The organism is Microbulbifer thermotolerans, from assembly GCF_900112305.1.
In the GTDB taxonomy this organism is placed as follows: domain Bacteria; phylum Pseudomonadota; class Gammaproteobacteria; order Pseudomonadales; family Cellvibrionaceae; genus Microbulbifer; species Microbulbifer thermotolerans.
In genome coordinates, this window is the sequence record NZ_FOKT01000008.1 from 47,687 (window position 1) to 70,699 (window position 23,013).

Here is a 23,013-nt window from a genome sequence, read left to right on the forward strand (position 1 = left end):
AGTCTTGTTGACCAACACACTGAACAATACAGAGGTGAAGCATGAAAAGAATCAAGGTTGCCATTGCCGGCATTGGGAACTGCGCCAGCTCTCTGATTCAGGGTATCCACTACTACCGCAACCGGGATCCACAAGAGGCGGCCGGACTCATGCACCCGGTGATTGGTGGCTACGGTGTCAGTGACATCGACATTGTCGCCGCCTGGGATATTGACGCCCGCAAGGTCGGGCAGGATGTTGCTACGGCCATCTTTGCCCCGCCCAACTGCACCCAGGTGTTCTGCAAGGATATTCCGCCCACTGGCGTCAAGGTGCGCATGGGCCGAATCCTCGACGGTTATTCCGACCACATGGCCCAGCATCCCCAGGAGCACACCTTCGTACTGGCGGACCAGCCGGAGCCGGACAAGGATACGGTGGTCTCTCTGCTCAAGGAGAGCGGCGCCGAGGTGTTCATGAACTACCTGCCGGTGGGATCCGAGGAGGCCAGCCGCTTCTACGCCGAGTGTGCCCTGGAAGCGGGGGTCGCCTTCGTCAACAACATCCCCGTATTCATCGCTTCCGACCCGCAATGGGCCAAACGCTTCGCAGAGAAAAAGGTGCCCATCATCGGTGATGACATCAAGGCGCAGCTGGGAGCGACCATCACCCACCGCACCCTGACCGACTTGTTCAGGAAGCGGGGGGTCAAACTGGAGCGCACCTACCAGCTCAATACCGGTGGTAATACGGACTTCCTCAACATGAAGAATCAGGACCGCCTCGCCTCCAAGAAGGAGTCCAAAACCGAAGCGGTACAATCCGTTGCCGCCAAGCGGCTGGACGAAGCCAATATCCATGTGGGTCCCAGCGATTACATCCCCTGGCAGAAGGACAACAAGGTCTGCTTCCTGCGCATGGAAGGCAAGCTCTTTGGGGATGTACCCATGAACCTGGAGATGCGCTTGTCCGTTGAAGACTCCCCCAACTCCGCCGGGGTGGCCATCGACTCCATCCGCCTTGCCCGACTGGCGCTGGACCGGGGTATCGGCGGAGTTCTAGAGGGGCCCAGTGCCTACCTGTGCAAGCATCCGATGAAGCAGTACCCGGATGACGAAGCCTATCGCATGACAGAAGCCTTTATTCAGGACAACAGGGTGGACCTCGATGAAGTGCGTCATACTGGCCGCTGGACAAGGCCGGCGGCTGAAGCGGTCTGACAGCAAACCCCTCACATCCCTGTTGGGTCTTCCCCTGATCGAGAGGACCATGCGCACCGCCATGGAGGGCGGTGTCACGGGATTTGTCGTGGTGACCGGCTACCAGGCCGAGCGGGTCAGCACCTTTGTCAGGGCTCTGGGAGAACGGCTACAGGTCGAGGTCACCACGGTAAACAACCCGGATTGGGAACACCGGGAGAACGGCTATTCGTTACTCTGCGCCCGCCCGTATCTGCAGCAGGCCCCCTTTCTGCTGACTATGGCCGACCACCTCTTTGAGGCGGATACGGTGCGCCGGTTGCTGGGCGCCTCCCTGCCGGAGGGCGGCATCCTGCTGGCCTGCGACCACCACCGGTGCAATCCGCTGGTGGATCTGGAGGATGTCACCCGAGTACGGGTCGATACCCACAGCGGAGCCATCCAGGCAATCGGCAAGGGATTGGCGGACTACAACGCCTTTGACACCGGCCTGTTTCTCTGTGCACCCGGTTTTCTCGACCGGCTCCAGGAGGCCATCGACACCGGTGACAGCACCCTTAGCGGTGCCGTGCGCAGACTGGCCGACCAGGGACAGGCGCGAACACTGGATGTGAGCGGTGCCTTCTGGATCGATGTAGATGATGACGCCGCTTTCCGCCGGGCGGAAGAGGCCCTGCTGGGGCTGGCTCGGGGCAAGGAGCGGGACGGCCCCGTCTCCCGCTATCTGAACCGCCCCCTCTCGGCGCGGCTGTCTAAACGCCTGGCCTACACCGGGCTGACGCCCAATCAGATCAGTCTGTTCTCCTTTGGGCTCTCGCTGCTCGGTGCAGCGCTGATGCTGATCCCCCACTACTGGGGGCTATTACTGGGCGGCATTCTGGCCCAGGGGGCGTCCATTGTGGATGGCTGCGATGGGGAAATCGCCCGGCTCAAACACCAGCAGAGCGACTACGGCGGCTGGTTGGATGCGGTACTGGATCGCTACTCCGACGCCCTGCTGCTCACCGCGCTCGCCCTGCACTGCTGGCAAATCGGTACTCCGGCTGCCATCCCCATCGGCTTTCTCGCGGTCACCGGGGCTCTGGTGCTCAGCTATACGGCGGACAAGTACGACGGCCTCATGCGTGACAAGGGCGGCAGTCGCTTCCGCCTGGGGCGGGATCTGCGCCTGCTGGTGATCGCCCTGGGGGCCCTCTTCAACCTGCCCCTCACCACCCTGGTGGTGATCGCCACAACCATGAACGGGGAAGCGATCCGCCGTATGGTGGTCTGCCGTGGATAGGGTTCTGCAACAGGCCATGGCGGCCATTCGCCGCTATATCGCCGGCTCCTCCACCGAGGAGGATCCGGCCCATGCGGACAACACTCTGGAGTGGTTGCTGCGGCTCAGGGCGGACGCGGATCCAGCCCTGCAGCTGGCGGCTCTAGGGCACGATATCGACCGAGCCTCCCCCGACAAGGTCCGCCGCCAGGACTTTGCCGATTACGATGCCTTCAAAGCGGCCCACGCCCACCATGGGGCACAGCTACTGGAACGGCTGCTGGAGGAACAGGGGGTGGAGCGGGCAATCATCGAGCGCTCCTGCCAACTGGTACGCCTGCATGAGGTGGGCGGTAACGAAGATGCGGACCTGCTCCGGGACGCGGACAGCCTCTCCTATTTTGATACCAACCTGCCGCTTTATCTGCGCCGGGAGGGGGAAGCGGAGGCCCTGCGCCGCAGTCTCTGGGGCTTGCGGCGGCTCTCCCCTCGCGGGCTGGCGCTGCTGCGACAGCATCCGGTGACAGACCCGGCAGCGGCGGCTGTCCTGACCCGCGCCCTGGCACTGTTCGACCGGCTCGACAGCGGCTGACCGGGAGCCAGCCTTCGCTACGGCCAGAAGTCCAAAGCTATCGCCCACTGCTCTGCAAACCTCGGCCTGGCTCTACGCAGCCTCCGATAAACACAAGGCTTACCCACCACCCAGTGTGCAGTCTCAAAAGGCGATAGCCACTCGGGGTTAAAATCCGCTGTCCGGTGGAAAGTCAGGCGCCAGCTGCGCAAAAATCCAGTCCGGATTCTGAACCGATGATCTACATTGATAGCGGCCTGTGATCGGACCATCAGTCGCACAATGACATCCGACCGGGTGCTGTAATTCCCCCCAAGGTTCATCGTTTCCCACCACTGGTTGGCGTTAGCCGCAATGCCTCGGGACCGGTGGCGCAATCGATGTGTGGTTCAAATACTCCCTGAACAAAAATGCCGGGTGGCAAAGGAGATTCATATGGGAAGTTCAAATTGGTTTGAGAGCGCAATCGCCAAGGCGGATGCGCAATGGGAACTATCCAAGTCCCACATTATTGGCAATACCTACAGCGATGTTCGCGACGACGAGGGCCATCAATATGTCGACCTGGTTCTGGAAGGCGGTGGTATGCTGGGCATCGCGCTGGTCGGCTATACCTACGTCCTGGAAAAAGCCGGCATCCGCTTTCGCAAAATAGCGGGAAGTTCGGCCGGCGCCATCAACGCTCTGTTCCTCGCCGCAGCCGGTAAGCCCAATGAAATCAAGAGCGAGCGACTGTTGACGATTTTGTCCAATACTGACTTCTCCAGTTTCGAAGACGGCAGGGATTTCAGTAAGAAAACGGTCCAGCGACTGCTCTCCGGCAAGGGTTTCTTCGGCGCCCTCGCCTTGCATCCGATCGATGCCTTCCGCACCCTGCAATACCTACTCAAGCACAAGGGATTAAATCCCGGCGACAACTTTAAGCAGTGGCTGCAGGATCAGCTCAAGCAGTTGGGCATAGAGTCCACCGCGCAACTCAACACGCGAATTAATCAGTTTCCGGCCCTGAAATACCGTGGCAAGAAGGACACCCAGGTGGGCAATGGCGCCGTTGCCCTGGTCGCCGCGGATATCCGTACGGAAACCCGGGCCATATTCCCAGAGATCGCTCAGCTTTACTTTTCCAATCCCGATGCGGTCAACCCCGCGGAGTATGTGCGCGCGTCCATGTCGGTACCCGGTTTCTTCGAACCGCATCGAGTGCGCAATATTCCCCATATCGAACTCCACAGCGAAGTGGCGGAGAACTGGAAAAAGTTCAAGGGGATCAGGAACCCGAAAACCTTCTTTAAAAAGGGTTTCCCCCAAAGCGTGGAGTTTGTCGATGGCGGCTTGGTCTCCAACTTTCCCTTTGATATTTTCCATATCAAATCCGGCGTACCCAAGCTGCCTACCTTCGGCGTCAAACTGGAACTGGATCTGTACCAGCCGACTAGCAACAAAATCGGCCGTTTCACCATGGGGCTGATCAACACTTGCCGGAACATGCTCGACAACCACTTCCGCGCCAGTGTGAACGCGGAGTACAACCAGCTGGTTAAAGAAATCGCAATCACCAGACTGGCGAACGGTGAGCGCCCGCACTGGCTGGATTTCTCCATGCCACAATCACACTTGGAGCACCTGTTCGTGTGCGGCGCCCGCGCAGCCATCGACTTTCTGCGCAAGGACCCGGCCGACCCCAACCAGGGTTTCAGCTGGGATAAGTACCTGCAAATCCGCATGACAGAGGCACCCCTGCCCACAGTGGTCGAACCCGAAGTGGAGAAGCAGGAGCAGTAATCCGCTTTCTCTGGCAGCGCCGCGCCCCGCGCGCGGTGCTGTTGTGCCCGGAATATTGCCCCGCACCTCACAGCAACCCGACACTTACCTCGAAAAGCAGTCTCCTGTCGCGCATTCGCACACTTCAATCAGAGGTTCTCTAAAATCATGCAATGGCATCTTTGAGAGGCCACCGGAGTAGCGATGCAGCAACCCCCACCTCCAGCCAGCACCAAAGACGCAATACCTGAATCGCTAAAAGCATTTATCGACTCGGAAAGTGTCATCGCCTTTGCCATTGCGCTGGGACTGGGCCTGTTAATAGGACTGCAGCAGGAAAGGACGAAAGACCGCCTTGGCGGGATTCGCACCTACCCGCTGATCGGTATTTTCGGCGCCCTCGCCGCTAGAATCGGCGCACTGAACGACATTCCCTGGCTGGTACCCACCGGACTGCTGTGCATGACGACACTGATCGTACTCGGCAATCTGGAGCGGATTCGCGGCGAGCAGGAAAGCAGTGGTATCACCACAGAAGTGTCCGCCCTGCTGATGTACCTGCTGGGCGCTTTTCTGATTCTCGGCGATTTGTCGGTGGCTGTTGTCCTCGGCGGTACCACCGCCGTGCTGTTGCACTTGAAGCCCAGCATGCACCGGTTCGCCCACAAGCTACCGGAACAGGACCTGCATGCCATCATGCAGTTTGCGCTGATCTCAATGATCATTCTGCCGGTACTGCCCAACCGTACCTTCGGTCCCTATGACGTGCTCAACCCTTTTAAAATCTGGCTTTTAGTGGTCTTGATTGTCGGCATTGGTCTTGGGGGTTACGGCGCCTACAAGCTCGTGGGCGCACGCGCCGGCACTCTGCTGAGCGGCTTGATCGGTGGCCTGATCTCCTCTACTGCCACCACAGTCAGCTACGCGCGCCGCGCAAAGACCGAAAAGGGGGTGGTGAACATGGTGGCACTGGTGATACTGATCGCCTCTACCAGCATGTTTATCCGCATGTTTGTCGAAATTGCCGTGGTAAGCCCACACATGATGTCCAGGCTGCTGCCACCGCTGGTATTTTTACTGGCGGTCAATGTCGCCACCTGCGCGGTGGCTTACCGCTTCGCGGAACACCGCAATAGTGAAATGCCAGAACAGAGCAACCCCGCGGAATTGGTGCCGGCGCTGCTGTTCGCCGCACTCTTTGCCGTCATTCTGCTGGCCATTGCAGCCGCCCGTGATTATTTCGGCGACCGGGGGATTTACGTAGTCGCCCTGATCTCTGGTTTTACCGATGTGGACGCCATTACGCTTTCCAGTGCCAATCTCGCCGAGCGCGGCACGCTTTCCCCTTCCACCGCATGGCGTGCCATGGTTATCGCCCTGCTGGCCAATCTGGCATTAAAAGCCGCAGCAGCGGGTGTGCTTGGTGGCCAGTTACTGTTCCGCCGACTGCTACTGCTTTTTGCCGCGCCATTTGTTTCCGGACTGGCAGTGATTCTGCTCTGGCCCTGAGCGCGCCGACGCAACGGCAGCGCTCACGCCAATGATCAGAAGGCTTTAGAAGGAGCGGCGGCGGTAGTGCCGATAACAGGGGGTCCAGAAATTGCGTTCGATAGCGCGCAAAAGTCGCTCATCGTCCACCACTGGAGCCACACCATCTTCCTGGGCCTGCTTAGCCACCGCAAAGGCGATGCTGCGGCTCAAGTCGCGGATTTCCGAAAGTGGCGGCAACAGTGCCCCCTCCCCTTTTTTCACTACTGGCGATTGCTCCGCCAACGCATTGGAAGCCGCCATCAGCATATTATCGGTCACCCGGCGGGCACCGGCGGCGATCACGCCGAGACCGATCCCAGGGAAGATATAGACGTTGTTGCACTGTGCAACCACATGGCACTGCCCGTCCAGTTCCACAGGCTCAAAAGGACTTCCGGTGGCCACCATTGCCCGGCCCTGAGTCCAGTTGAAGATATCCTGAGGCCTGGCTTCGGCACGGGAAGTGGGGTTTGAGAGGGGCAGCACCAGGGGCCGCGCGCAGCCCTCGTGCAAGCGCTCGATCACCTCGCGGGTAAACAGTCCACCCTGCCCCGACACGCCGATGAGAACGGTGGGCTTTACCTGCGCAATCAGATCGGTCAGCTCCCACTCAGTCGAGCCTTCCAGTTTAGCGGGGTCCTGGGCCAGCCGGGCCTGAAAATCATGCAGCCCCTTCATGTCTTTGGTAACCAGGCCGTAACGGTCAAACATATAGATGTGGCTTCTGGCCTGCTCTTCACTCAGCCCCTCATCCACCATGGCGGTAACTATCTGCTCAGCGATACCACAGCCGGCGGAGCCGGCTCCCACCACCACAACGCGCTGCTCGGCAAGACTTTCCTTTTTCGCTTTACAGGCCGCGAGTATGGTTCCCAGACTCACGGCGGCGGTGCCCTGAATATCATCGTTAAAGCAGCACAGCTCATCTCGGTAGCGCTGTAACAACGGCATCGCATTGGCCTGGGCGAAATCCTCGAACTGCACCAATACCCGCGGCCAACGGCGCTTGACCGCGGCGATAAACTCGCCCACAAACTCGTCGTACTCCTCCTGAGAGATGCGCTCGTGCCGCCACCCCATATACATGGGATCGTCCAACAGCGCGCGATTATTGGTGCCCACATCCAGCATCACCGGCAATGTATAGGCGGGGCTGATGCCACCACAGGCGGTGTACAGGGACAGCTTGCCAATGGGGATACCCATGCCGCCGATCCCCTGGTCTCCCAGACCGAGAATGCGCTCGCCATCAGTCACCACGATCACTTTGACATTCTCCTTGGTCGCGCTGCGGAGTATGTCGTCCATATGTTCACGATCGGGGTAGGAAACGAAAAGCCCACGGTGATTGCGATAAATATTGGAAAATTCCTCACAAGCGGCACCCACCGTCGGCGTATAAATAATCGGCAGCATCTCTTCGATATGCTGCTCGATCAAATGGAAAAACAGTGTCTCGTTATCATCCTGGATAGCGCGCAGATAAACATGGCGATCCAGATCCGTCTTGCACTGCTGGTATTGACGGTAGGCCCGGCGGGCCTGCTCCTCGATAGATTCCACATTATTCGGCAGCAGGCCGATGAGGTTGAATTCAATCCGCTCCTTCAACGTAAAGGCACTGCCCTTGTTGAGTAGCGGCATTTCCAACAGAGAAGGTCCGGCGTGCGGGATATAGAGGGGGCGTTTATCTTTGGTGCTCATAAACCTGCTTACATCTTGTGCATTTGGGCTGCCACTGCAGCAAAGCGGGAAGACTAGCGACTGCTCCCGGGGATCACAAGACCCAAACAGAGTTCATCTAAGAAACCTCTGATTAAGTCACTTTCTGGTGGCAGAGGCGCTTCGGGGGCGGATGTGAAGCTCAGGTGATAGGACGGGCATTTCGAAACCGTCGGATACAGGGATGTATCCGTCGGAGCTACAGGGAAGTACTCGTACGTTTTCGAAATGTCCGTCCTATTGCCTGAGCGCCCCGGAAGCTACCATAGTGTCCACGCGAATTAATCAGAGGTTCCCTAACAGGTCCGTAGAAGGCAACAAACGATTCTATTGTGCCGCGACTGTTCTATGGACTTTTCCTCTGCCCGTGACCCATAGCGCACTTTTGAGTCATATCTCCAATTTATCCAACAACAGATCCTTAATGACCGCAGTTTGGCGGGCTGAATCACGATGATATACCCACGACCGCAGAATACTGTGCCCCGGCACCCGCTGAAAGGTAAGAAGACGCGCCCCTTTTTAATAGCACAAACAGAATGACCTATTGTTTAAGAAACTTCTGCTGAATTCGCTTTCTGGCTGTAGTGACATATTGGGTCCCTATGAAAGCCTCCGGTGATGGGTGGAAAAGCACAAAATGTGCCCGCAAGCGCCTATCCCAATAGCGAATGGTTTCGCAAGGCCCAAAACCACATTGCCGAGGCGGGATCGCGCAATGTTGCGGATGCGAATGCGGTGTACTTATCTGAAAAGCACAGAGCGCTTCTTGACCCAACAGTGGTGAACAACCCATGAGAGCTTACCGCCACTCAGTTTTACTCAGCCTTTTAATGGCATCCACAACACTCATATTAAGCAATACGCTTCTTGCAGCAGCAGATCCCCTCCCCTCATGGAACGAAGGCCCGACAAAACAGGCCATCACCGCCTTCGTGAACCGGACAACCAACCAATCCAGCCCAGACTTTATCCCGCAGGAGCATCGCATTGCCACTTTTGATAATGACGGCACTCTCTGGCCATCCCATCCCATGTATACCCAGCTCGCGTTTGCCATAGAGCGTATAAAGGCAATGGCGCCGCAACACCCGGAATGGAAGACAAAACAACCTTTCAAAGCGGTCCTGGAAAATGATATGGACACTCTGGCGAGTTCGGGCGAGGAAGGTGTCGCACAACTCGTAATGGCCTCCCACGCGGGAATGAGCACTGCCGAATTCGAAGCCATTGTCACAGAATGGTTTAAAACCGCGCAGCATCCCCACTTCAAAAAGCGCTACACTCAACTGGCCTACCAACCGATGATCGAGCTGCTCAAATATCTGCGTCACAATGGTTTCAAAACGTATATCGTTTCCGGGGGTGGCATTGAATTCATGAGACCAATGACACAAGCAGTTTACGGTATCCCCCCAGAACAGGTCATCGGCTCAAGCATAGAGATCAAGTACGAATTGCAGCAGGGAAAGCCGGTTCTGATGCGGCAGGCTAAAATCGATTTTATCAGCGACAAAGCCGGGAAACCCGTTGCCATTAACCGTTTTATCGGCAAGCGCCCTGTCGTCGCCATAGGCAATTCCGACGGTGACCGCCAGATGTTGGAGTGGACCGATGCAGGAAGTAAATCAAGTCTGAAGATGCTGGTGCTCCACGATGACGCCAAACGCGAATACGCCTACGGACCCGCAGAAGGCCTGCCTGACACCAAAGTCGGCGCTTTTTCCGAATCATTGTATAAAACGGCGAAAAAAAGAAACTGGATTGTGATCAGCATGAAAAGAGATTGGAAACGGATATTTTCCTTTGATTCCGCCGAACAGCTTGGCACTCAAAATACGGGCGCTAAAACATTTAGCACCAATGAGTAATAGAGATGATGATGTGGAAAATTTTCGGGCACAACCCCAAATCGCACAGTCTCGAAATATCCAGTTCACCAACCGGACTTCCGGTCCCAGCATATCTCCCGGAACCCCAAATACATGAATTCTCAGCACAGCAAATGCACCGCCAAACCATCACCCCGAGGCAGCCATGAATAGGAAGAGATCGCAAACGGTTCTGTTACTCAGCCTACTGATACTGATCGCTGCGCCTGGAATTCTAACCGCCCAGTCGAAGCCCAATATTGTATTTATCATGGGCGACGATATCGGCATGTGGAATATCAGTGCCTACCACCGAGGCTTGATGGCGGGACGCACACCGAATATCGATCAACTCGCCAACGAAGGTGTTTTGTTCACGGATTACTATGCCGAGGCGAGCTGCACGGCGGGGCGAGCAAACTTTATCACGGGTCAGCTGCCCATTCGCACCGGCATGACTACCGTGGGCCAGGCTGGCGCCAAAATCGGACTGCCCGCCCGCGCGCCGACCCTTGCCACCGCGCTGAAAGAACTAGGATACGCAACGGGCCAGTTTGGCAAAAATCACCTCGGTGACAGAAATGAGTTCCTTCCCACGGTCCACGGTTTCGACGAATTTTTCGGATATCTTTACCACCTGGACGCCATGGAAGACCCTTTTCACCCCAATTATCCGAAAGACCTGTTAAATACCGTTGGACCGCGCAACGTTTTGCACACCTTTGCCACCGATAAGTATGACGACACCGAAGACCCGCGCTGGGGCAAAGTGGGACGGCAAAAAATCATCGATAAGGGCCCCCTTCCGCCGCACCCTATGGAAGGCATAGAGTACAACATGGAAACTTTTGACGAAGTTATCCTGCAATACACCTTTAACTTTATGAACAAGGCCCAGAAGGAGAATAAGCCTTTCTTCGTATGGCTCAATCCCACACGAATGCATGTGATAACACATCTTTCCCCCAAATATAAAGCCTTGCGAACCCCAGAAAATAATTGGAGCCTGCAGGAAGCCGGTATGGCACAGTTCGACGATATCGTCGGCAGTGTGATGAAGCAACTAGAGCAAATGGGAGTCGCCGACAATACCATCATCGTTGTCACCACAGACAACGGCGCAGAAGGCTTTACTTGGCCCGATGGCGGAACCACACCATTCAAAGGCTGGAAAGGTATGGCAACGGAGGGCGGCTTTCGCGTTCCCTGCATCGCCCGCTGGCCGGGCAAAATTAAGCCCAACCAAGTGAACAATGAAATCATGTCCGGGCTTGACTGGTTTCCCACCTTCGTTGCCGCGGCGGGATACGATGGAGATATCATCGAAGATCTCAAAAAGGGAAAAACGCTCAACGGCAAGAAATACAAGGTCCATCTGGACGGATACAATCAAATGGATATGCTCACCAAGGGCAGCAAGTCCGCTCGCAATGAAATCTGGTATTTCACAGAGTCCAGTCTGGCAGCGGTCCGTATAGGGGATTACAAATACACCTTTCTAAACCAACCTCAAGGCTGGTTTGGCCCCAAAGTTCCAATGGACTGGCCGGGTATTGTGAACTTGCGCCTCGACCCGTTTGAAAAGATGGGACTCAATGAATCCCTTTTTGCCGCGAATTGGTGGGCCTACGAATTCTGGCGTTTTGTCTTTGTCCAGCAGCAGGTTGAAAAGCTGGCTAAGACCGCCGTTGAATTCCCCCCCATGCAACCCGGCGCAAGCTTTAATCTCACCAGTGTCAAGCGGCAGATCGAAAAAGCTATTTCCAGTCGAACTGGCCAATAGCGCCGACAGACAGGAAAGCACTGTGACTATGACATCTCTAGGGTACCTTTGATTTATCTGCCTTAAAGCAGGATTTGATTTTGAGTCGCTTATGCGAACGAATCAGAGGTGCCCTAGTGTCACCGATAGAGCGGAAGCTTGAATACAAACATTTACAACATAAATATTTTATTACACCGTATCTACAGCGCTCTATCGCTCAAGGGTAGCCCTACCGCTATACCCGGTCAGCTGTTACCACTGCTATTGACAGCTTTGGTTTTCGTCGGATGCGATCGCAATGCAAATTCTGACTCGGACCAGCAGGTCAGAAAGTCAGCAACCCAAAGCGTGCAGGGTACCTCCGATGCAACATCCCAAAAGCTGCGCTTTGTCGGCTCTTCCAAATGTGCCGGCTGCCACCAGCAGCAATTCCAGCAATGGAATCGATCGCATCACAGGTTATCCATGCAGAAGGCCGACGAGCATAGAGTCCTCGCAAATTTCGATCATTCCGAGTACACACATTACGGACAAGTGTCTACTTTTTATAGGGAAAATGACGCGTATTTTGTGCGCACTCCTGGACCAGACGGTACCCCACGCGATTACCGTATCGCCTACACCTTTGGCGTCCATCCCTTGCAGCAGTATTTGATCGAATTTCCCGACGGAAAACTGCAAGCATTCAGCATTGCCTGGGACAGCCGCGAAAAATCTGAAGGCGGCCAGCGCTGGTTTCACCTCCACCCCGATGAACCCATAGCCTACGGCGACGAACTCCACTGGAGCGGCATCAACTACAACTGGAATTTTATGTGCGCCGATTGCCACTCCACCGGTCTGCAGAAAAACTTTAACCTGGCAACCCAGAAGTACAACACCGAATGGGCCGAAATCCATGTCGGCTGCGAAGCCTGCCACGGTCCCGGCTCCCGACACCTGAACTGGGCGCAGAATCCCGATTTATCGCTCGGCAACAAAGGCTTATCGGTTTCCTATAGCAAACGCCGACAAGCAGTCTGGGCCATGAATACGGAGAGCGGTATCGCCACCCTCAAAGAACCCGTGGAAACACAGCGAGAAATCGAGACCTGCGCCCAGTGTCACGCACGCCGTGCCGCCAGCTTTCCAGGCGCACAGGCAGGCGATCCATTTTTGGACCATTTCAATCCCGCTCTGTTGCAAGAAGATCTCTATCACGCAGATGGACAAATCAACGGCGAAGTTTTCGTCTACGGCTCCTTTTTGCAGAGCAGGATGTATGCCGCCGGGGTAACTTGCAGCAACTGTCACAACCCACACAGCCTGCGCCTGAACGCGGAAGGCAACGGTGTCTGCACCCAGTGCCATCTACCGGCAAAATTTGATACGTCAGAACACCATTTCCACCCCGCCGGAAGTACCGGAGCCCAGTGTGTCAACTGCCATATGCCGGCAAAGACCTACATGCAGGTGGATGCACGCCGGGATCACAGTTTTCGGAAACCGCGTCCAGACTTATCCGACAAGCTCGGCACCCCCAATGCCTGCAGCGGATGCCACCGAGATATGCCTGTCGCCTGGGCTGCGGAAGTATTGAAAGAACACTTTGGCTCTCCCAAAGAGCGGCACTTCGGTGAGGCAATTTACGCGGGGCGTCACGGCTTGCCGGGTGCTGAGGATCAGCTGGTGGCGTTAATCCTGGACACCAGCCAGCCGGCCATCGCCCGCGCTACTGCCACCAGTCTGCTGACCCGCTACCTGTCACCGGCCTCTCTGCAACTGCTGCAAACCATTGCCCAGAGTGATGAGCCTCTCTTGAATCTGGGAATCGCACAATCGCTGGAATCGGTATCGCCGCAGTTGCGCCCCTCACTGGCCATTCCACTGCTCTATAGCGACCACCGGGTAATTGCCGCAATGGCGGCCAACAGCCTATCCGGCCTGGTCACGCGCGATTACCCGCCGGCAGTACAAAATCAATTTAACCGGGCCATGAAAGACTATCTGGAGTCAGAAACATTTAATGCCGACCGCCCCGAATCCCTCTCCAATCTCGCTGCACTGCACGCACAACGCGGCAATCGCAAACAGGCAGAGGCTTTCTATCGACGCGCCCTGACTGTCGCCCCCTTCTATACTCCGGCTTATGTCAACCTGGCCGATGTATACCGCACCGAAGGACGGGAGCGGGAAGCGGAGATATTGCTGCGACAGGCACTGAACAAGGTCAGAGCCCGGTCGCCAGTTGAGCATGCATTGGGGCTTTCCCTGGTGCGCCAAAAGCGCCTGTCAGACGCCCTGCCTCACTTGCGCCGGGCCGCCGAAGGGCAGCCCGGTAGCCCGCGTTATATCTATGTCTATGCAATCGCCCTGAATGACAGTGGCAATCCGCAGCAGGCCATTGCTGTGCTGGAACAGGGGTTGAAACGATTCCCCGGAAACCGGGAAATTCTCGGCGGACTGGTGGCCCTGCTGCGCTCCCAGGGAAACTTAAGTCTGGCGGAGCAGTATCAGGAGCAACTCAACTAAGCCCCCTTTTGGACTTTCGGGCGCTCGGACCTCGAAGTATATTTGCCACCATCGAAGGAATCTGTCGGAGATTCGCAGGATAAGTACACCTGAAGCCGTTTTACTCTGGCGTATCCTTGTCGACAATACGGCTTCTCACCACAATTTCGGATGTCAGTGTGCGGTGTACCGGACAGTGATCGGCGATTTCCAACAGTCGCTGCCGCTGTGCTTCGCTCAGCTCCCCGATCAATGTTATCTCTCGCACAATTTCATCAATCTTACCCATTTTCGACTCGCAGTCCTCACAATCATCCGCATATATTTTTCGGTGAGAGAGTGTTACCTGAACTCTTTCCAACGGTATTCCTTTGCGGTCCGCGTACATGCGAATCGTCATCGATGTACAAGCACCAAGCCCCATCAATACATACTCATAGGGCCCCGGTCCTTTGTCATCGCCCCCGTATTTTTTCGGCTCATCCGCCACCAAGTGGTGTGAACCGGAGCATATTTTATTGACGAACTTCCCCTCCAGAGTTTCCTCTACGGTAACTACGGTTTTCGGTGGGCGGGACATAAATGCATTCCTCAATATTGTGGCTGGGAATTCGCTGTTGTCAGGGAAGTCTATTGCAGTCGTGCCCAGCTGCAAAAATTCTGCAATGTGGCCGAATAACCACATATATCAAGGCTTTCCGGCAGCAAGCGAAAGTATCCAGCCTTGGCTTCAAGCGATTAGCGCCCTTGATCAGGACGCAGGCATCAATCGGGGTGAGCACCTAATTACCACAAAGCCCGCAGTGTGTCACGCGGCCTAAAACTGGAACTGCACCGAGGCACCCAAAAAATGTAACGCCGTATTCTTGTAGCTGCCCTCCAGGCGCGGGCTAAACGGTTCCCTGCCAATCTGGTCAATATCAATATCGCCAGACCATACCAAGGTGTAGCCGACATCCAGGTGAATACCGGGGCAAACCTCTTTGCCCGCCCCTACCCCAAAACGCCAGGCTTTCCACGTGGGTGTATCCGCTGTCACCTGGGCCTTAGTGCTCATGGAGCTGTCATAGGCAAACCCTGTGGACATGGACCAACCTTTTAAATAGCCGCTTGCGATAGCGTGGCGAATCCCTAGCGCAAAGTGACCCGTATCCCTGTAACCGCGATTCACTCGAATGGTAATCTGTTCCGGACTATCTATCGCCAAAGTTACACCCGCATATTCGGTCCATCCCTGCCAGGCAAGATTTGAATAAAGTGTTGTCGAAGCAGTCAATTTCTGCTGCAGACTCACTGTTGCGGTGGCGGGTATCGTGATATCGATTTCAGTTTTTGCGCCATTAAACCGCTCGGCAAGTGGCTGAAAAAAAGGGCCGAAGTTATCTAGCGTTAGCCGGTCTGTAAAATCTACTTCGACTTCAGAGGTGTAACTCAATCCCAGTGTTGTTCCCGGAACCGGCCGGTACATAATACCCAGATTACCGCCATAACTGATTTCGACATCGCGGTACTTGAGCTTGGCATCCTCAGGGATCAGCCCTGCCCGGGGAGCAGACAGGTATTTGAAATAGACACCCATGATGTTCAAGCCCGCGCCAACTGACAGACAGGGGTGAACCTTCCAGCTCAGGGAAGGAATCAGGCTCAAGCCGATCAGATCCACCTCCTGTGCAAAGCGTCTCCCAGCCCAGTCTTCATCATAATCCAACCCCAAGCCAAAGTTTCCAGCCAGTGCCACCCCCCAGCCAAACTTGTCCGATAGCCGGCCCGCCGCATAACCGCCGCCACCGGGAAACCATTGGATGGGGTTGCCGCCGTCATTGCCGGGAACATTCGTCAAGCCGCCGTTGGAAAAGCCGATATCGCCGTACAGTGCCTGCCCCGCCGCGCGCACTTCGGTATGCTCGCGCCAGACGGTCCCTGCGGGGTTGGTGAAGGCAGTGGCGGCATCCTCTGGCGTAGCGGCCCAACCGGCACTGGCGGTGCCGAGTGTGGGCGTGCCTATCTCCCACAGCATCAAACCGCCCGCTGCAGCGGGAAGGGAAAACAGCGATAGAATTACGGCAACAGCGGATACATTTGCGCTAAAACAAAAGCCCCCAAAAGACATCTCCTGACCCCTCTATATCCAACTGTGCATATAAGTGCTAAAGAACCACTGATTCAACCGACTTGCGACGGTAAAAATACGTTGAGGCCCAATGAATAGCCCGGATGATAGGCTTGGCATTTTGAAACCGTCGAATACAGGGACGGGAGCTGCAAGGATGTTCTCGTGTGGTTTTGAAATGCTCATCCCTTTGTCTGAGCACCTTAAGATTCTTTACCGTCAAAAAGTGAAGTAGCCAGGGGCACCCCGGCGCCCACCTCTCTTCCAATGGAAAAGCGCAATGCCATCAAGCATAGAAAAGATTTTCAGGGTAAAACGGAGGATGGGCGCTATGCGGATCTTTTAACTGACAATTTTCAAAAGTGAGCACGGCGGAAAGAGACCCGCCGCGCTCTCTGCTATGCCCCGCGAGCATAGGGGAAAGCCCCAAAGGGCGCGCGGTCAGCGCACCCCTTCCAGCAAGTGCCGCGCAATAATCAGCCGCTGTATCTCACTGGTGCCTTCATAGATAGTAGTGATACGCACATCGCGGGACATGCGCTCCAGGGGAAATTCTCGTGTATAACCAACCCCACCGTGCATTTGCAGAGCTACGTAACAGGCCTCATTGGCTTTCTCAGAGGCATAGAGTTTTGCCATGGATGCCCGCGGACCAAAGTCCATGCCGGCATCCTTCTGCCACGCCGCCTGCATCAGCAACAGGCGCGCCGCTTCCATTTCTGTGTACTTGTCTGCCAGCTGCCACTGCAGTCCCTGGAACTGCGCTAGCTTCTTGCCAAATTGCTCGCGCTCCTGGATATAGTTGCGGGCGCAATCCAGCGCTTCCAGCCCTATGCCCAGTGCCAGCGAGCCTATGCCTATCCGCCCCCCAGCCAGCTCTCCCGCCGCGATACGAAAGCCGCGGTTTTCCTCCCCGAGCAGGTTTGCGGCCGGAATGCGGCATTCCTCAAACACCACCTCGTTGGTGACGGATGCCTTCTGCCCCATTTTTTCTTCCGCCTTGCCGATCACCAGTCCCGGCGTGCCCGCCTCCACCAGAAAGCAGGAGATCCCCTTGCCTTTGGGCGCTTCAGGGTCGGTCACGGCCCAAACCACAAACACACCGGCATACTCGGCACTACTGATAAACAACTTGCTGCCATTCAGCACATAGTGATCACCGTCTCTGACCGCCCGGGTACGCATGGCGGCGGCATCGGAACCGGAACCCGACTCTGTCAAACAAAAAGAGCCTGCAGCGTATTCGCCGCTGCAGATTTTCGGCAGGTATTTGCTTTTCTGTGCTTCATTACCCTGTGCCTGGATGACTTCCGCCACCATATTGGTAACGGAAGTAGTAGTGGCGGTAGAAGCGCATCCCCGGGCCAATTCGGTAATAGCGAGACTGAAAGCGACGGTGCCGGCACCAGTACCACCGTATTCCGGGTCGATGTTGATCCCCATAAAACCGAGCTCCGCCAGTTGCTTGAGCTTTTCCAGCAGGAGCTGGCGATTGCCAGTCTTGTCCAACTCGGCGGCGACGGGCTTTAGTTCGCTTTCAGCAAACTGGCGCGCCGCCTCCTGGATCATCAGCTGTTCATCGGTAAGTGCGAAATCCATACAGTACCTACTTATTCTTAGTTGCCTACTGATTTCAGAAATGTAGTTTGTCGATCAGCCGGCGCAACATGCCCTGCTGAATTGCTACGCCGAGCATAATCAAAAACAGACCGACAATGGTTGCCATATGAATCCGTTCCCCGACCAAAAGCGCAATGAATAGCAACGAAAGCGGCGGCGACAGATAAATCAAGTTACTGATGCGCGCCGTATCGGTGCAGAGCGTCATTGCCCCCTGCCACAACAGAAAGGCAATCCCCATTTCAAACAACCCCACATAAAGGGCGCCGAACCAACCCGCCAACGGCGGCCACTGCCAGCTGCCCTGCACTGCCAGGGCGGCCGCCAGCCACGGCAATCCACACAGAAAGCTGAGCAGCAGATTGATCTCCGCACTGCCGCCGATACGGGTATTCAGCAGCCAGTAGCAACACCAGATCAGTGTGCTAAACAGGGCCAGCGCCACTCCCAGGGGCTGATCGAAGTGCATGCCCAGCAGGTCGCCGCGGGAAGTGATAACCAGGACACCGCTATAGCACACCAGCGCGGCCAGCAGATCGCGACGTCGCAGCTGCTGTTTCAACACCGGCACCGAAAGCAGGGCTAACAGAATGCCCCAGGTATAGTTGAGCGGCTGCGCCTGTTGGGCGGGCAATAAGTCGTAGGCATTGAACAGCACCAAGTAATAAAGGAAAGGGTTACAAAACCCCAGAGCGAGGTACCAACGCCGGTTCCGCCGCCAAGCGCCGGGCACCTGACCCCACTTGTGCCGCCAGCTAACCACTGCCGCCATCAAAAAAGTGGACGTCAGTGCGGCAATGGTCACCAACTGTAGAGGCGACACATAGCGCAGAGATAATTTGAAGGCGCTGGCAACAGTGGACCAGCAGAGAACCGCCGCCAGCGCCATCAGGTAGGCGCGGCGGCTGCGGTAGACCGGGGTATCAGTCATGGGCAGTTACTTCAGCTCGGCTAGCCGGTACGCGTTGGAGAGCGTCCGTGTACTGCCAGCGGCAGTGGGCTCAGCGCTTGCTGCCCTTAGCCTTGGGTTCGGGGTCCGGCACCGCAACAGCGGTATCCGTCTTGACCTCTTCGATCACCACATAGGTGTGGGTTTCGCGCACACCGGGAATGGAGGCCAGCTTTTCGCCGAGGAAGCGGCGGTAGCCGAGCATATCCTTAATACGAATTTTCACCAGGTAATCGAATCCCCCGGCGACCATATGGCATTCCTGCACCTCTTCCAGGTTGGACACATGCTCGTTGAAGGCCTCCAGGGCTTCAGTGGCAGTATCGGTCAGCGTCACCTGGATATAGACCACCAAGCCGGCGTGCACCTTCAGCGGGTCCAGCAAGGCCACATAGTCGCGGATAAACCCCTCGCGCTCCAGGCGTTTGACCCGCTCAAGACAGGGGGTGGGACTCAGATTCACCCGGCGCGCCAACTCTACGTTCGGCAGGCGCCCATGGCGCTGGAGGATGCGCAGTATCTGCCGGTCGATACGGTCCAGATCTTCCAACTTTCGAGACATAGCAACATACCCTACTAGCAACAAGCCAATTCGGCGCTATATTTAACCACAACTAGCGGCAAAATGGCGATTAATTCTGAGTAGTTTCGCACATAATCTGGTTTTTTCTACTGGCCCCAGTTAACAGAGTTCGGGAGAAAGTATGTCTACAAACTTCGCCGGAGATCTGCACGCAGCCCGCCAACGGGCCCGCGAATATCTGCACGCCGATGAAAACCAGTGTGTCGGTGAGCTGCTGGCCGCACCGCGTCCCGGTGACGCGCTGCGCCAGAAGATTCTGCGCACCGCCCGCGAGCTGGTTCGCCACTCCCGCCAGCACCGCAGCAAACGCGGCACCCTGGACGCCTTTCTGCAACAATTTGGTCTCTCCAACAAGGAGGGTGTCGCCCTGATGTGCCTGGCGGAATCCCTGCTCCGGGTACCGGATGCGGATACCGCCGACAAACTGATCGCCGAGAAAGTGCACTCCGGCAATTGGGCCAGCCACCGTGGCCAATCCGACTCTCTGTTCGTCAACGCCTCCACCTGGGGCCTGATGCTGACCGGCAGCATCGTGGAATTGGACCCGGACATCACAGAAAAACCCGCATCCTGGGTGAAACGCCTGGTCAGCCGCCTGGGTGAGCCAATGGTGCGCGCCTCCATGATGCAGGCAATGAAAATTATGGGCGGTCAATACGTGCTGGGCCGCACAATCGAAGAAGCCCTTAAGCGTGGCCCGGCGGAAAACCTGCCCGGCACCCGCTTCTCCTTTGATATGCTCGGTGAAGGCGCCCGCACCATGGCGGATGCGGAACGTTACTTCGACGCCTACATGAGCGCCATCGAGACCATCGGCAAAAACAACGACAAACGCGACGTCGTCGAAGCCAACGGTATCTCCATTAAGCTTTCCGCCCTGCACCCCCGCTACAGCGCCCTGCAGCGCGAGCGGGTGATGAACGAACTACTACCGCAGGTAAAAGCGCTTTGCGCCGCCGCGGCCAAGTACGACATGGGCCTCAATATCGACGCCGAGGAAGCAGACCGCCTGGATATCTCCCTGGACATTTTCGAAGCCCTGGCACGGGATCCGGAGCTGAAAGGCTGGCAGGGACTAGGCTTTGTAATGCAAGCCTACCAAAAGCGCGCGCCGCACGTGGCGGACTGGCTCATTGCACTGGGCCGCGACACCGGGCGCAAACTGATGGTGCGCCTGGTTAAAGGCGCCTACTGGGACTCAGAAATCAAACACGCCCAACAAATGGGCCTCACCGATTACCCGGTTTACACCCGCAAATGCCACACCGATCTCTCTTACCAGGTGTGCGCCAAAAAATTGCTGGAAGCCCGCGACGCCATCTACCCACAGTTCGCCACCCACAACGCCTATACAGTGGGCCTGATTCTGGAGCTGGCCGGTGACCGCGACGATTACGAATTCCAACGTCTGCACGGCATGGGGCACCTGCTGTATGCACAAGTGGAAGCGGTACATGGCAAACGCGTACCCGTACGTGTCTACGCTCCCGTGGGCGCACACCGGGACCTTCTGCCCTACCTGGTACGCCGACTACTGGAAAACGGGGCCAACAGCTCTTTCGTCAACCGCTTTATGGATGAAAAAACCCCGGTCGAAGAGCTGGTACAGGACACCATCGAACTGAGCGAAGCCTGCAACCCCTATCGCCACCCGCAAATCCCAGTACCGGAAGATATCTATATGGGCGCTGAAGCGCTGCCTCGCAAAAACTCACACGGTCTGGAACTAACGGACCCCATCGCCACCAAGCCTCTGCTGGAGGCCGTGGAAGCCATACGCGGCAAGCAGTTTAAAGGCGGCCCCATCGTCGACGGAGTGATGGGCGAAGCGGACCTGCCGGTACACAACCCGGCCACTGGGGACTTGGTCGGCTATACGGCCAACACCGACAAACATCTGATCGACCGCGCCTATACCGCCGCGGTAGAGGCGCAAACAGCTTGGGACCGCCTGGGCGGTAACGAGCGAGCGAAAATTCTCGACCGGATTGCCGAACTCTACGAAAAGCACATCCACGATCTGACCGCCCTGATCTGCATGGAAGCCGGCCGCACCCTGAATGACGGTATCAGCGAAGTGCGCGAAGCGGTAGACTTCTGTCGCTACTACGCCAACGGTGCGCGCCAGCATTTCAGCGAACCTCAGCCCCTGCCCGGCCCCACCGGCGAAAGCAACCAGCTGTACCTGTGCGGCCGCGGTGTTTTTGTCGCCATCAGCCCTTGGAACTTCCCCCTGGCCATTTTTACCGGCCAGGTCGTTGCGGCACTGGCGTCGGGCAACGCCGTACTGGCCAAGCCGGCGGAGCAGACCCCACTGATCGCCGCCCGTGCCGTACAGCTAATGCATGAAGCCGGCGTACCCGAAAAAGTGCTGCACTTGATTACCGGCACCGGCGCCGCCGTGGGCAAACCCCTGATCGAAGACCCGCGCCTCTCCGGCGTGGCTTTCACTGGCTCCACCGAAACAGCGCGCCTGATCAACCAGCAACTGGCAATGAAAGAAGGCCCGATTACCCCACTAATCGCCGAAACCGGGGGCCAAAACGTGATGATCGTGGACTCCACCGCCCTGCCCGAACAGGTAGTGGACGACGTCATCCAATCCGCCTTCCTCAGCGCCGGCCAGCGCTGCTCTGCCCTGCGCATCCTCTGTGTACAGGACGTGATCGCCGACAACCTGCTGGAAATGCTCAAAGGCGCCTGCAAAGAACTGACCCTGGGCGACCCCTCCAAGCTGGAAACCGACATAGGCCCGGTAATCGACGAAAAAGCCCTCAGCATGCTGGAAAGACACCGCGCGCGCATGCAAAAAGAGGCCAAACCGCTGTTCACCTTCGACGACAGTAAAAAACCAGCCAAAGGCACCTTCTTCGGCCCACAGGTGGTGGAAATCGAGGACTTCTCCCTACTCGAGCGAGAAGTGTTCGGCCCTTTCCTGCACGTAGTGCGCTTTAAGGCAGAAGAACTAGAAGACGTCATTCGCCGTATCAACGCTACCGGCTACGGCCTCACCTTCGGCCTGCACTCTCGCATCGAAGGCCGCGCACACGCGGTATTCAAGCGCGTGAAAGTCGGCAACTGCTACGTAAACCGCGATATGGTCGGCGCAGTGGTAGGCGTCAACCCCTTCGGTGGCCAGGGTCTCTCCGGCACCGGCCCCAAAGCCGGCGGCCCCCACTACCTGTTCCGCTTCGCCAACGAAAAAACCAAAACCATCAACACCGTGGCCACCGGCGGCAACACTCAACTGTTTACCCTGGGCCAGTAATCTCCCAGGGCTCTGCCCTCTGCGGGCAAATCCAATCCATGGGGCGAACCTTGTGTTCGCCCTTTTTTATTGGCAGCACAGCAACCGTCACATCAAAAAACTATAACTAATCTGCTTTCAGGAGGCAGACTCTTCACTCCCAGACCTGAAGCCCACCCCATTATCTGGCTCAGAACCAACTACCATTATCAAATGAATCCATCAGAGCCCCATTAACTATTTCCATCTCGCAACCACAAATATTTATGGGGCAAAATATTATGGAGCCTCTGATTAATGACTCCTGGACGACAAAAAGGTATATCACCCAAATGAAAAGCTCAGGTGGTGGGAT

15 protein-coding genes are annotated in these 23,013 nt (G+C 56.6%); 9 read left to right on the forward strand and 6 right to left on the reverse strand.

Annotated elements, in window-relative coordinates:
* Window positions 1-41 precede the first annotated feature (41 nt).
* The 5 genes from BM155_RS13425 (at window position 42) to BM155_RS13445 (ending at window position 6,280) form a co-directional block, all read left to right on the forward strand.
* The gene (locus BM155_RS13425; RefSeq protein ID WP_067152997.1) at window positions 42-1,199 is read left to right on the forward strand and encodes an inositol-3-phosphate synthase; all 1,158 of its coding nucleotides are present in this window, start codon (window positions 42-44) and stop codon (window positions 1,197-1,199) included.
* Window positions 1,147-2,460: an NTP transferase domain-containing protein gene (locus BM155_RS13430; protein ID WP_074903680.1), complete on the forward strand. Its 1,314-nt coding sequence runs from the start codon at window positions 1,147-1,149 to the stop codon at window positions 2,458-2,460. Before BM155_RS13425 ends, BM155_RS13430 begins: the two co-directional genes overlap by 53 nt.
* Window positions 2,453-3,031 carry a DUF4202 family protein gene (locus BM155_RS13435; RefSeq protein WP_139223271.1) on the forward strand — a complete coding sequence of 193 codons (579 nt, stop codon included), beginning with the start codon at window positions 2,453-2,455 and terminating at the stop codon, window positions 3,029-3,031. The genes BM155_RS13430 and BM155_RS13435 overlap by 8 nt, the downstream gene beginning before the upstream one ends.
* Window positions 3,032-3,445: 414 nt before the next feature.
* Window positions 3,446-4,792 (forward strand): patatin-like phospholipase family protein, encoded by a 1,347-nt coding sequence (locus BM155_RS13440; protein ID WP_074903682.1) that lies wholly within the window; start codon window positions 3,446-3,448, stop codon window positions 4,790-4,792.
* A gap of 183 nt (window positions 4,793-4,975) precedes the next feature.
* Window positions 4,976-6,280: an MgtC/SapB family protein gene (locus BM155_RS13445; RefSeq protein ID WP_083421203.1), complete on the forward strand. Its 1,305-nt coding sequence runs from the start codon at window positions 4,976-4,978 to the stop codon at window positions 6,278-6,280.
* A gap of 45 nt (window positions 6,281-6,325) precedes the next feature.
* On the opposite strand, the gene BM155_RS13450 is transcribed toward BM155_RS13445, so the two are convergent.
* Window positions 6,326-8,005, reverse strand: coding sequence for an NAD-dependent malic enzyme (locus BM155_RS13450; RefSeq protein ID WP_067152989.1), 1,680 nt, complete (start codon window positions 8,003-8,005; stop codon window positions 6,326-6,328).
* Between the two features lie 812 nt (window positions 8,006-8,817).
* On the opposite strand from BM155_RS13450, the gene BM155_RS13455 reads away from it, so the two are divergent.
* The 3 genes from BM155_RS13455 to BM155_RS13465 all read left to right on the forward strand — a co-directional run bounded on the left by BM155_RS13455 (window position 8,818) and on the right by BM155_RS13465 (window position 14,170).
* A complete protein-coding gene (locus BM155_RS13455; RefSeq protein ID WP_067152987.1) occupies window positions 8,818-9,894 on the forward strand; it encodes an HAD family hydrolase in 1,077 nt (358 codons plus the stop codon).
* Between the two features lie 166 nt (window positions 9,895-10,060).
* Window positions 10,061-11,677 carry an arylsulfatase gene (locus BM155_RS13460; RefSeq protein ID WP_067152985.1) on the forward strand — a complete coding sequence of 539 codons (1,617 nt, stop codon included), beginning with the start codon at window positions 10,061-10,063 and terminating at the stop codon, window positions 11,675-11,677.
* A gap of 552 nt (window positions 11,678-12,229) precedes the next feature.
* Window positions 12,230-14,170 (forward strand): tetratricopeptide repeat protein, encoded by a 1,941-nt coding sequence (locus BM155_RS13465; protein WP_254773193.1) that lies wholly within the window; start codon window positions 12,230-12,232, stop codon window positions 14,168-14,170.
* Window positions 14,171-14,270: 100 nt separating this feature from the next.
* Here the strand turns inward: BM155_RS13465 and BM155_RS13470 are convergent, their stop codons facing one another.
* The 5 genes from BM155_RS13470 to BM155_RS13490 all read right to left on the reverse strand — a co-directional run bounded on the left by BM155_RS13470 (window position 14,271) and on the right by BM155_RS13490 (window position 19,390).
* Complete coding sequence (locus tag BM155_RS13470; RefSeq protein WP_067157641.1) at window positions 14,271-14,729, reverse strand: OsmC family protein; 459 nt, start codon at window positions 14,727-14,729, stop codon at window positions 14,271-14,273.
* A gap of 237 nt (window positions 14,730-14,966) precedes the next feature.
* A complete protein-coding gene (locus BM155_RS13475; protein WP_067152981.1) occupies window positions 14,967-16,259 on the reverse strand; it encodes an OmpP1/FadL family transporter in 1,293 nt (430 codons plus the stop codon).
* Window positions 16,260-16,700: 441 nt separating this feature from the next.
* A complete protein-coding gene (locus tag BM155_RS13480; protein ID WP_067152979.1) occupies window positions 16,701-17,858 on the reverse strand; it encodes an acyl-CoA dehydrogenase family protein in 1,158 nt (385 codons plus the stop codon).
* 34 nt (window positions 17,859-17,892) lie between these two features.
* The gene (locus tag BM155_RS13485; RefSeq protein WP_067152977.1) at window positions 17,893-18,810 is read right to left on the reverse strand and encodes a DMT family transporter; all 918 of its coding nucleotides are present in this window, start codon (window positions 18,808-18,810) and stop codon (window positions 17,893-17,895) included.
* Window positions 18,811-18,880: 70 nt separating this feature from the next.
* Complete coding sequence (locus BM155_RS13490) at window positions 18,881-19,390, reverse strand: Lrp/AsnC ligand binding domain-containing protein (protein WP_067152975.1); 510 nt, start codon at window positions 19,388-19,390, stop codon at window positions 18,881-18,883.
* 142 nt (window positions 19,391-19,532) lie between these two features.
* Between BM155_RS13490 and putA the strand changes: the two genes are divergently transcribed.
* Window positions 19,533-22,679, forward strand: coding sequence for a bifunctional proline dehydrogenase/L-glutamate gamma-semialdehyde dehydrogenase PutA (putA, locus tag BM155_RS13495; protein ID WP_074903686.1), 3,147 nt, complete (start codon window positions 19,533-19,535; stop codon window positions 22,677-22,679).
* Window positions 22,680-23,013: the final 334 nt, after the last annotated feature.